We start from the raw sequence: 13,070 nt of genomic DNA on the forward strand, positions 1-13,070 counted from the left end.
TGTATCACGTAGAATAGTAGTGAACTATGTTTTCAACCTTCATTAGTGCAGGCAATGACTTCACGTATATTTGCAATCGGAGACGTACACGGATGTCGCGACTCGCTAGCAGGGCTGTTCGAGTTGATTGCACCGCAGCCTGCGGATCAGATTGTCATGCTGGGCGATTACGTCGATCGTGGTCCTGATTCGGCCGGAGTGATTGACTTGCTGCTGGATTGGAGCGAGCGGCTGCCGATGATTGTTTTGCGTGGAAATCATGAAGTCATGATGTTGAATTCCCGCACGAGTAATGAGCAGTTGCACTTTTGGCGCGAATGCGGCGGCGCCGAAACCTTGGAAAGCTACGGCGGTAGTCTCACCAAGACGCCGCAGCGCCACTGGGACTTTTTGCAGGGGACTCTCCCCTATTACGAGACCGAAAAGTTCTTTTTCGTTCATGCGAACTATCAGTATGATTTGCCGCTGGCCGATCAGCCGCCGCTGCTGCTTTACTGGGAGCATCTCCGACCAGAGCCCCCTCCCCTGCACGAAAACGGCAAGCTTGCTTTTGTTGGGCACACGCCGCAAAAAGATGGCGTCCCCGGGGACTATCAGCATGTGATTGCAGTCGATACGTTTTGCGTCGGCGGGGGAAAGCTGACCGCGATCGAGTGCAATTCGCTGAAATATTATCAGGTCGATCGAGAAGGAAATTCGCCGTCAACAAGCTGGCTGCGATAACCTGCTGAACGACCGACGCCGGCGCAATAAAAAAGGCCATCCTAGCAGGACGGCCTTTTTTTTGATGGTTACGAGGTTCGAGCGGCGATTAGGCCATTTCGATTTCATCCCATTCTGCGAACAGGTCATCGACCGAGTCACCGTCATGCGATTCGCTAGTGGTCGAATCGATGTCGGAAATGGTCGATTCGATCAGCGTTGAATCGTCGAACGAGGTATCCAAGTCGGACATGACTTCCGAGACGTTGTTGTTCTCGACGGCCGCGTAGCTGGACAGCGTCTTGAAGGCGATGCCGCTTTGCTCCAGCGAACGACGCGTGGTCTCGGTCATGATGACCGGGACACCGGTGCGACCGCTGACGTCGGCCAGGTTGGCGACCGAATCACCCAGCACAAAGCTGGTGGCCGACTGGATCACGTTGGTGTCATCCGTGGTGGTTTCCGCAACCGAGCTGACAAAATTGGCTTGCCCCTGGGCCGATTGTTCGGTCAACGCGGCGCCGTAGTTGGCGATCGTCGTTGTCGAGTCAGCCGAAGAGTAAGCAGTCAAAATCATTTGCACATCGAGAGCCGAAATCTCTTTGCGAACGCCAGGAGCCAAGTAAGGGCTCATGATGTCATCCGTGTAGAGGTCGGCATCCAGATGCTCACCACGTGAATCGAGTTCTACCGCATACATGTCACCGACAAAGATGGTCGTTCCCTCGAAATCGGTCACATGTTCGGCAAACGCCGAGTACTGCGGCATGAAGCCGTACAAGTGACCCAGTTCGTGCAGCATTACGGTGTACAAGTCGTACTGGCCAGTGCTGGGACCATTTTCTAGATCGGTTGACCAGCCGAAGCCGGCGCCGTCGTTGTCGATGGTTAGGATGCCGCGAACCGGCAAGCCTTCGCTGTTGAGGCCAACCAGTTTGGCTTCGCCCAACTGAGCTCCGCCAAAGTTCGTGACTTCCAAGCGAACGTCCAACGGCTTGTCCAAGCCCAGGGCTTCGGCCCAAGCGTTATTCGCCGCATCAAAGATCGATGCGATCGTATCCGGGCCATCGGTGACTAGGCCAGAACCGATCCAAAGTTGCGTGAACGATGCAGGATACTGCAAACTGCTGGAGGTCGATTTGTTGATCCCCAGGTTACGAATGAGCTGCGACAAGTCGGTCATCGACGTGTTGCCGTCATTGTCGAAGTCGGTTGCAGCTGTCAACGCATCGTTGGCGGCGATCGAGCTGCTGCCGAGGCGACGTACCAAGCTGGTCAGGTCGACTAGCGTGATCGAGCCATCGTCGTCCAGGTCGTAAGGAACGGCCCAGACGTCCACTTGCGGATCGGCGCCGGTCGAAGCACGAATCAGGCCGGTGTCAGCAAGATTCAATTGTCCGCTGACGATTTCCAGACCCAGATCTTGCGGGCCAAACTGCAGGCCTTCTTCAATGGTCAATCCGTCTTGGCTCAGCGATTCAAACTTGACGCGACCCAGCAAGACGAAGCCGTCTTTGCCAAGGCCTTCCAGGCTGGTGCTGCTGCCGAGATTGGTTACGCTACCCGTCAGATCGTTGATCAAACCGGTATGGTTTTGAGCAAATTGCGAGGCGTACTGGATCTTGGTGGCGGTGAAGAGGTCGGTGTTGTACTTCAGGTCGACCGTGCCGCCCATGATCCCGGCAGCGTCCGCCGTATTGGCCCAGACTTCGACCCAGAATCCATCCCATTCGCTCAACCAAGTCTCATTGACCGGCAGTGTGGAGATCTGGCCCGAGCCGTCAATCGCGGTGGGGGATTTGACCACCGAGGCGAAGACTCCGCTTCCCTCTTCCAAGGGCTGTCCACCGTTAGCGTAGACGGTGCCCATCAAAGGAGCGCCGCCGCCGTAGCTGGCCGTAATCGTGCTGTTGGCGAACAGTTGAACGACCGTACCGCCTAGGTTTGCAATTGCTTGATTGGTCAACAAGCGATCTAGGTTGAACGAGATCGAGATCTGATCGTTCGTGAAATCGCTGTCATTGCCGCCGTTGGTAGCGGTGATCGTACCAGACTCGGCCCCGACACTGCTGACAACATTGCCTGCCAAGTTGTCACTTGTCGAGCTAAAGCCGCCGAAGCCGTTCGGCGTTGCCGTCGCGATCGTACCGTTGTCGAGGATGAAGTCAACGTTTGACGGATCAAAAGTCCCGACGGCGTTGTAGATATCGCCAGATACATCGATCACCGTGGGTGTCGATAGTTGCATCGACATGCCTCGTAGGGCCATGTTGAGCGTGCCGGATGCGAGACCAAAATTGCCTGGCGTTGCGACCGTAGGACTCGATCCCGGCAGGTACGATCCCTGGCTCGAGACACTGAGGTCGGCGCCGACAATTCGGAATTGAGCGTCCGTGCCATTCGCGCTGAGTACCTGGATGTAGAGATTGCCGCTTAGATTCGCCGTTGCGCCACCGGTTTGAGCGGTTAAGGCTCCCGTACCAATTTTGCTATCGGCCAAATCCAGCGAGATCGGAGAGCTCGCAAGATTAAACACCAGGAAATCGCTGACAACTTCCGTTTGGTTAACCGCTACGGTGAACTGATCTTCGACAATCCTATCGCTGTCTAACAGGTCAACGCCTGGGCGTGTCGGAGTCACCCCGTCGCCATCATATCCATCGGCGTCGAGGAAGAACTTTGTCGTTCCCTTGTTGTTGTCGTCTTCGCTGAAATCATCATCGAAATCGATCTGAATCAGGTCATCGACCGTGCCATCGAACGATACGTTGTTCGCCAACGAGAACGGGATCGATGCAAAGCGAATGTAGTCGCCTGACTCGACGTTTTGGAACGAGTTTTTGCCGTTGCCGGTCGGAGGAGCATTTCCATTACCGCCGCCGCCGATGTCGGTATAAACCCCCAGCATGCCGACAATGGCGCCAGGCGTTGCAATGCTGCCGTTGGTCGTCAGAATGCCCCCCAGCACGGTCGGTGCAGCGGTCGGAACGACGATATTGCTGTCGAAGGTCAGGTTCAAGTTAATGAAGCTGAAGCCTTCAAAGAAGACGCGGCCCGGAGCGGCGTCGTCTTCGGTGTAGTTGTAAGAGACCCAGACTTCATAGAAGAAATCATTATCTAGATCGGGCGAGTTCACTAGCAAGCCAGCGTTGGACTCTGGCAGTTGGTTGAAACCAATGCTGCCATCGGTGCCATCATTGGCCGACTTCGATTGAACTGCTCGGATCTGAACATCGACGATGTTCTTTACCGCGTATTCAAAAGTGATCGTCGAGGAGCCAACCGACGCCAAGGTGCCTGAGTCAATCGCTCTTACCGTGATCGACGAGTCTGCACGGCTCTTGCCGGGTTGGTAGTGGTAGAACTTGGCGACAACTTTGTCATCGCTCAAGTCGCCGACGGTGCCGTTGTCATCAATCTTTATCGAGAAAGCCGATTCGCTGAGCGTCGCTGAATCGATCACCAGCGACAGGTTGTCCATCGAATCCGCATCGGTGAAGATCGGGTTGCCGTTGTTGTCGACTAGTTCCGAAACAGAGAATTCAAGGGTAAATCCGTCGTCAGCTGCCGTTGTGGTGTTGCCGGCAAGATCGATGTCCCCTTTGTAGTGCGTGTCGGTACCGTCAAACTTCGATTCGTCGATGATGATCGTCGCGTTTTGACCGGTTGCGATCGGGGCTTCGTTGACGTTGGTCAGGTCAATAATGAGGTCTGATTCGGTGCTGATCAGTCCTACGCCATCGGACGCATGTACTTTCAGTGCGTATTGGCTGGTCGCTTCAAAGTTGAGCACGGCGCCAGCCGCAACGGTGATGTTGCCGCTAGAGTCAATCTCGAAGTTTTCCGATCCGGTACCACTAAGGGTATAAGTGAGAGTTGAGAAACTGGGATTGGCGGCGCCTGCAATGGCGTCATCCGCCGCATCCGGGTCGGTCGCCGAGACGGTTCCTACCGCGGTCCCAGCCGTCGAGTTTTCGGCCACTGTCAACGCATAGTCGGTCTCGTCCATTACCGGCGTCTCATTGATGTCGGCAATGGTGACATTGATGACAACCGGAGTCGCAACGCCGCCGCGATCGTCGCTGACGTTGATCGTGATCGGAACGATGCCGTCGGCGTAGGTCGCACGGATCGATTCAAAGTTGATCAGGCTGGCGTCTTTGACTTGGATCGTATAGACGTTGGTCGACGTTTGAACCAGTTTGAACGCATCGTTTGCGAACGTGCCGGTGATGGTCGGAGTCAGGATCGTATCTCCAACATCGGCGTCGCTTAGTGTGAGCGTGATTCCGGGAAGCGGAGTGTCGTTCGCACTATTCTCGTCAATCGTGGCGGTTGTCGCCGTCGGAGTAATCACCGGCGGAATGTTTTTCTGGACCCGCAGAGTGAAACGCAATTCAGTCGCGCCAATCGCGGTGGACGACAACGAGTTGGCGTTGTCATCAGAGTAGGAGAACGAGATGACGTAGTCGTCCTCATTGCCGGAAGGCTCCGTCACGACTTGCAATAACTCAATCGAACCATCGGCATTCAATTGGAACGTGCCGTTCGAGCCGATTTGCGTGAAAGTGATCACGTCCCCTTCTGGATCGTCCCCTAAGTTGAGGACCGAGAAGAGATCCTGACCGTTCGGTAGAGTAGCCCCGATCATGTTATTGAGATCGTCATAAATGACGCTCAAGACGCCCAGGTCGACCACGCCAGCAACTGCGGTTAGCGGTGTGGTGAAGGTGTCGTCGTATGCCAGCGGCAATTCGTTTTGCGGCGTAATGTCAATGGTGATGATCCCACCGACCGCTGCTGCCGTGCCATCGCTGGCCGTTACGTTGATCTGGAAGGAGGTGACGCCGCCGGGTGCATCCGCGTTGAGCAACGCGGCGTTCTTCAGCACTACCTTGGTGCCTGTGCCGTCGAGTTCAAACAACGCATTGTTTTCAATGGTGAACGTCAAACCGTCCAGGTCTTGATCGGAGTAGACCGTGGTCAGATCCAGGACCACATCACCGGTCTCTGGGGAGCCTGCGGTTGGCGGAAATGCCGCTACGAATTCATCGACGCTCGGGTTCGTGCCTGGCGCGGTGAAGACAGGAGCGTCGTTCACGTCGGTGACAGTAATGTCAAAGTCATATTCTGCCGAGACGCCGTTGTTGTCAAAGACTTCGATCGTCAGGGTGATGAGCGGGCTGGTCTCAAAGTCGAGCGCGGCAGGATTAACGACCTTTACTTCGTACTTGCCATCGCCGAGGTCGATCAGCTCAAAATCGGTCGTCGAGCCGACAGAAATACCGGTGATAACGGCCGAGGCGACGACGTCCATCAGGGCTACGTCGGGATCGGTGAACTCCACAAATCCGGCGGAGGCGCCTGCGGGCGAATTTTCGGGGATCGTCAACGGATCGCCAGGAACAACCTCAGGCGCCAGATTCGCGCTGATCGTGATGGTGATCAGTTGGTCGACGGTGTTTACACCATCGAACAGTTGTACCGTGATGGTGTATTCGCCGATGACCGGAGCACTGGCGCTGTTGAAGAGGATTTGGCCGGTGGCAGAGACATCGAACTCAGCGTCGCCGCTCAATTTCGAGAACGAAACGGTGCCGTTCCCTTCAGGATCGGTAAACAGAATCGACTTGCCGGTGAATGGGTCATTCGCCTCCAAGTTGACTTCAGAGATGGTGTAGCTGGTTGTGGTGACAACCGGCGGTTCGTTGATGTCGTTGACGGTAACGTGGATGGTGACTTCGTTGCTGTTGAGAGTTCCGTCGGTCACCACAACCTTCAGGTCGAACTCATTCGGCATTTGCTCAAAGTTCAGCGATTTGCCAGCAGCCAGCGAGATCGAGCCATCAGCCGGATCGATCGTAAACAGCCCACCAGCATCACCGCCAGCGGCAAATTGGTAGGTGAGCGTCTGGTAGTCCAGATCTGCCGGGACATTGTCAGCATTGTCTGGATCGCTGATCGTATAAACGCCGCCGGTCAGCGCGACTGTTGTGCCAGGCGCGACGTTTTCGTCAATTGAACCGTCAGTCGGCGCCGTGCTAATGACCGGAGCTTCATTGACGTCGGTGACAGAGATCGTGACGGTCACTTCATTGCTGACCGTGATGCCGTCCGAGACGACAACCTTCAGGTCGAAGGTATTGGGCAGCGATTCAAAGTCAACCGCTTTGCCGGCCGCCAGCGAGATCGCGCCGGTTGCTGCGTCGATGGTGAACAGGCCTCCACCGTCGCCGCCGGCCGAGAATTGATAGGAGAGGGTCTGTTCGAGACCTTCGCCATCGGCATTGTCGGGGTCGGTGCTGGCAAACGCATCGCCGCTTAGCGTGACCAGTGTGCCGGGGGCCGAGTTTTCCGCGATCGTTCCCGCCGTTGGCGAGGTGATAATGACCGGGGCTTCGTTGACGTCCGTGACGTTGACGGTAACAGTGATCGGGGCGCTGGTGAGCGTGCCGTCCGAAACGATCACTTTCAGGTCATACGATTTCGTGACTTCGTAATCGAGCGTATCGCTAGTCTTGAGCGTGATTTCGCCGGTGGCGCCGTCGATCACGAATAGGTCGCTAGGATTGCCGCCGGTATCAAACGAGTAAGTTAGCGTTTGTAGATTCAAGCCGTCTGCATTGTCGGGATCGGCTGCGAGCAGCGTGCCCGCCAGAACGACAGGCGTTGATGCTGCACTGTCTTCGTCAATCGTCCCGCTAATGGTCGACGGCGAAAGGGTGGGCTGTTCGTTCAGGTCATTGATCGCAACCTCAAAGTTTTGCACCGCCGAAGTCAGACCGGCGCCGCCAAACCCGTTACCCAGGTTGTCTGTTACTTGAACATCGAACGTCAGTGTACGGATGCCAAGCTCGTAGTCCAGTTCGCCATCCGGATCCGAAACCGTGACCGTGGCCCCGGTGGGTGAATTTTGGACGACCACGACAACGTTGGTCAACGTGACCGGATTGCCGAGAATATCGAGGGCTCGGACGTTGGATGCAGAGTACGAGAGGCTTTCGCCGGTGTCGACGCTGCTCGCCTCGAGGGCGATCTTCTGGGTGAGTACGACGCTAATGTTGGTGTTGACGGTGGTCGTCTCTGACAGGCTGACGCCGTCTAGGCTGGTACCGTCAATCACCGGGGTGTTGTTGCTGACGATGGTGATCGGCGTCGAATTGGTGTTACCGGCCAAGTCAGTGACGGTGGCGGTAAAGGCATTCTTGCCGGGAGTCAACGCAATATCGCTAATGGTGACAATGCCATCCAAATCGGTGTCGGTCGCCGATTTGCCACCGATTGTGACGCTGGCGCCAGCTTCGATGGTGATCGATAAGTCCGCATTGTCTTCTTCGGTCCGCGTGGCCGCTGCGCCCGGCTCGGTCGACTTGTTGGTCAACGTAATGGCCGGCGCGATTGTCGTGTTGTCAACGGTGACTTCCAAGACGCTGCTCAGCAGGCTCTCATTGCCGGCTGCATCGTAGGACTTGGCGGTGATTTCGTACTTGCCGGCCGTCGTAAACGCGTTGGCGAGCGAGAAGGTGACCTTGCCTGCATTGGTGGAGTCGACCAGCGTGCCGACCGATGTGCCGTCCACAAACAATTCGACCAGCGAACCAGCTTCTGTCGAAACGTCAAAGCTCAAGGAAGCTTTGTTTGTCAGATTGTCAGAATCCGAAGCGCCGCTATCGCTGGTGTTGACCAGGTCAGGGATCGGCGAAGCTGGATCCGTGGTGTCAAACTTGAAGGTGAAATTGATCGGCGAGCTGTGGGTGTTGCCCAGGTCATCGGTCGCATTGACCATCAGCGTGTAGGCGCCGCCATCGGTAACGCTCGCAGCGCCAACCAGCGCTTCTAGATCGTCAAGGCTCAGACCGAAAGTGATGTTGCGAACATCCGAGATGTCCGATTCGGCGATCGTTTGATTAAAGACTTCGACAGAACCGCCAGCGCCGCTAATGACGACCGAGGTGATGTTGCTAAAGTCGGTGACGGTTCCGCGGATCGCAGCTTCGGTCGAAGTAGCGGGGATCACGTTGGTGACGCCGTCGGTCGCACCGCCGGGATAGCCGACAGCCGTCGAATCATTGACCAAGCCAATGGTGATGGCCGGCGGATCGATATCGCCGATCAGATCCAGCTGAACGCCGCTGGAAGCTTGATTCTTTTGCACCCAGCTCAGCTCGTGTGCTTCCACTTTGCCGTTCTGATCTAGGTCATATTCATAATCATACTGCGATTGGTTGAAGTCGATTCCCCAGACCGACTTGTAGTACATCGCGGTGTTCGCGTTGCCGGTGCCAGCTGCTTGCATTTGAGCGGCGCTGGCCTTCATGTATTCCGTTTGGGTGATTGCTCCGTCCCCATCGGAGTCGCCGAAGAGGAAAATCTCGGCTTGGAACTCGCCGCCGCCGGAGCCGCCGATTTCGATGGTGAGCGTTGCGGTTCCCATCTCAAAGAAGACCAAGCTATCGGTGGTGCCGTTCACATTGGCGACCGAGCTGATCAGCGGAATGGTCTGCGAAGGATTGTCCTTCACATGGATCAACGGCACGCCTGGATCAAAGTTGCCGCCGGTTCCCTTAATCTTCAGACCGACCACGACAGACGAGGGGCCCGAAAGATGGTCGAGCGTGATGTCACGGGGCGTTCCTGCCGTGATCGTGAGATCTTCCACGATGTCGAGGGTCGTCAATGCAAGCAGTTCACGCAGCTCTAGCTGCTCACTGGCCAGCTTACGCTGTCCCATGCGACGACGATCTCGTCCGTTTTTGCGAAGCTTGCGATTATTTTCACGAGTCCAAACTGTGTTTTTCATGCTATACACCGACCACCCAACTTCAGGGGGAATTAAGAGAATTGGGGGTTAAGGAGAGAATGGAAGAACGAGGGAAGCAAAGGAGTTGGAACGAATCTAACCGTCGGGAAAAAATCCTGGGTTAGAGAGGGGGTATCGTTCCACGGAGTTCCATTTAAATCAGACGCTTTGATGATTTCAACGAGAATGCTGGCATCTTCTTGATCTTGTTTCCCCAGATCACCCACTTTTCCTGCTTGCTTTGCTGCTTATAGGGGATGCGCTAGTCGTGAGTTGAATGCGGGAAGTACGCATCAAAGATCGCTAATGTTATGGCTGTAAAGATATTCCGATTAGCGATTCTGTAGGGCTGCTGTCGCGACAATCCCTTTGGCGCCAAGCATTTCGATCAAACTTTGAGGAAGAGATGTACCGAATAAACAACTGCCTGCCGTGCCGATTTGCGCGGTAACGTCACGTTGTGAGATAGCCAATCACAACCAAGGCGCCGTGTGGGGACCACACGTGGGGAGGGAGTTTTTGGACAAAGGAGTGCAGGATGCCGCACTACCCAATTTGGCGATTTTTTATTCTAGCCGGTGCTTTAACAGTCGGGAGTGCGTGTTATGCGCAAGAGACCGAGGTAGAGCCCGTAGTCTTGACCCCCTCGGTCGAGGTGACGCCAGTTACCTTCGACGATGTTGAAGTACAGCCAATTACTTTGACCGATTCCTATACGGACTCGACTCATCAATCGGTCATGGGAGATCCATGCTGCGATTATGACTTGGGCTGCTGCCAAGATAATTGTGGCGGCGGGTGCGGTTGGTTCAGTGCCGAAAACGGCTGGTTCCACGACGCTTGGATCTCGCAGGGGTACACCGCCAACTTTGACCACCCGGCGAGCAACTTTAATACTCCGATGACGTTCAATGATCGTGCCGACGAATACCAGATGAACCAGCTTTATCTGGCGATGGGCAAGAATGTGAACGAGGATGGTTGCTGCTGGGACTTGGGAGGACGTGTCGACCTGCTTTATGGGTCGGACTACTTCTTCACCCAGGCGCGAGGTCTAGAAACTCGTCAAGACGGCACACAGCATTGGAACGGCGACGGTCCAAGAGCTGCCGGAACTGCGGCCTTGTACGGCTTGGCGATGCCGCAGATGTACGCCGAACTGTATGCACCGATCGGCAACGGTTTGAAAGTGAAGTTCGGTCACTTTTACACGATCATCGGCTACGAGTCGGTGATGGCGCCGGAAAACTTCTTTTACTCGCATGCTTACACCATGCAGTATGGCGAGCCGTTTACGCATACTGGCGCCCTGGCGAGTTACACCGCAGGCGATAATTTGACGCTCTACGGCGGGGTAACCAACGGTTGGGATAACTTTGACAATCCCAACGGACAGTTGTCGGCCTTGCTGGGCTTTCGGTATGCGACGGACGAGTCCTCGTTGGCTTTTTCGATCATCAACGGAAAAGAAGATATCAACGGCCTCAACAACCGTTACCTGCAATCGTTGGTTTACACTCGCAAGCTGAGCGAGCGTTGGAACTACGTCTTTCAGAGCGACTTTGGGTTGGAAGAGAACGGTAAGCTGGACGCGAACTTCAATTCTGATACCGCCTTTTGGTACGGCGTCAATCAGTATCTGTACCGGAAGTGCTCCGACACGCTGGACGTGGGCGTGCGGCTTGAATGGTTCCGCGATGAAGACAACGCTCGGGTGATTGCGGTGCCGATCGAAGCATTCTCGAACGGCGGCAACTACTACGAAGTCACGCTAGGCGCCAACTGGCGGCCGTACGATTTTGTGCGATTTCGACCTGAGCTCCGCTATGACTCGTCGAACGTCGATTTGCTAGGCGCCCAAGGCCCCTACAACGACTTCCAAGACAAGCAAATGTGGACGGCGTCGTTTGACGTGATTTTCAAGTTCTAAGACAACTGAGTGCTGGCGTTGCTATCGCTTGATCGCCTGCGAAATCGCTTCAACCGTTAGAATCGACTGGAGCGACTTTAGCTGAAGGGCCGATAGGTTGACTGTGGCGGCAAAGTCTACGCGCGAATTTAGACTTTGCCTGGACGACAGTCTTTCCTACGGACTTCAGGCGATTCACTATGTCGCGTTACCTGCTTTGCGCTGCTCTCCTGTTTGCATGTGCGCCGCACATCGCTTTCGGACAGCAGTCGCTATTTACTCCGGGTCGAGTTTACCAACCTTCGCGCGGTAGCTCAGGTTCTCCAGCTGCAATGGTCGTCTCACCGGCCGCAGCCGCATTTGTCGAACCAGAAATGGGCGCTCCAGAGGTGGTGGCGACACAAGGAATTGCAACCGAGGGGATTGCGACCGAGGGCTACGAGGTGGACGCCTATCAGGCCACCTGCGGGGATGCATGTGGTGGTTGCGACACTTGCGGTCCGCAGCCTTGCTTTGATCGGTTCTTTGTCAACGGCTGGCTTGAGCAAGGGTTTACTGGCAACCCCAACGCGAGCAGTTCTAATGGTCCTGTCGGCCAAAATGGTCCGTTGATCTTCAACGACCAAGCCAATGAATACATGATGAATCAGCTTTATGTCTCGATGGGCCGAGCGATCGATCCGGCGAGCGGTTGTTGGGACATCGGAGGCAAGGTCGATCTGCTGTACGGCACCGACTATTACTTTGTGCAGGCAAACGGTCTCGAGACCTACTCAGACGGCAGCCAGAAATGGAATAGCGGCACAGGACCGCGTAACGCTGGCAATGCGGGGCTCTATGGCTTGGCGATGCCGCAAGCCTATGTCGAAGTTCAGGCTCCGATTGCTGGCGGCGTGCGCGTGAAGATGGGGCACTTTTATACGATCTTGGGCTACGAGTCGGTGAAGGCTCCAGAGAACTTCTTCTACTCGCACAGCTATATCATGCAGTATGGCGAGCCGTTCACGACTACCGGCGTTCTCGCTAGTTGGGATAGCTCGTGTTGCATGACTTGGTCGGCGGGGGTAACTCGCGGGTGGAACACTTGGGAGCAAGACAACGGCAGCACCGGCTTCATGGGCGGCTTCAGTTGGACCTCGCCGGACGAAGCGACCAAACTGCGGTTTGGCGTGATGTCAGGCCCAGAGGATGTCAACGCCGATAACAATCGGACCGTGTTGGACCTTGTACTGCAGCAGCGTTTGTCCTGCCGTTGGACTTATGTCATGGATGTCAATTATGGGACGGAAGACAACGTTCGAGTGACGACCAGTAGCACGCTCGACAGCGCCTCTTGGTATGGGATCGCCAACTACCTGTACTACGAAGTCAATCCCTGCGTTGACTTAGGGTTGCGGTTTGAATGGTTTGATGATCGCGATAATGCTCGCGTCTTCGCATTGCCCAATGACAACATCACAACCGGCGGATCGTACTATGACCTAACGGTCGGCGCCAACTATCACCCGAATGATTGGTTGATCGTACGGCCTGAACTGCGTTGGGATTGGTCCGATCTGAAGGCGCCAGGGATCAGCGGCGCCTTTGCAGACGGCACCTCGCAGAATCAGTTTACGCTGGGCTTTGACGTGATCATGGTTTTCTAAAAAGCCATGGTCC

General features: G+C 55.5%; 4 protein-coding genes. 3 read left to right on the forward strand and 1 reads right to left on the reverse strand.

Annotated features, from left to right (window positions below; genetic code table 11):
• Window positions 1–54 precede the first annotated feature (54 nt).
• Window positions 55–723, forward strand: a complete 669-nt coding sequence (locus tag SH421x_RS11270; RefSeq protein ID WP_488855679.1) for a metallophosphoesterase family protein — start codon at window positions 55–57, stop codon at window positions 721–723.
• 88 nt (window positions 724–811) lie between these two features.
• Here SH421x_RS11270 and SH421x_RS11275 read toward each other — a convergent pair whose 3' ends face one another.
• On the reverse strand, window positions 812–9,502 hold the full coding sequence (locus SH421x_RS11275; RefSeq protein WP_488855680.1) for a beta strand repeat-containing protein: 8,691 nt from the start codon (window positions 9,500–9,502) through the stop codon (window positions 812–814).
• A 538-nt stretch (window positions 9,503–10,040) separates the two neighbouring features.
• Between SH421x_RS11275 and SH421x_RS11280 the strand changes: the two genes are divergently transcribed.
• Complete coding sequence (locus tag SH421x_RS11280) at window positions 10,041–11,432, forward strand: porin (protein ID WP_488855681.1); 1,392 nt, start codon at window positions 10,041–10,043, stop codon at window positions 11,430–11,432.
• A 179-nt stretch (window positions 11,433–11,611) separates the two neighbouring features.
• Complete coding sequence (locus tag SH421x_RS11285; protein WP_488855682.1) at window positions 11,612–13,057, forward strand: porin; 1,446 nt, start codon at window positions 11,612–11,614, stop codon at window positions 13,055–13,057.
• Window positions 13,058–13,070 lie beyond the last annotated feature (13 nt).

This window comes from Blastopirellula sp. SH421, assembly GCF_057808535.1.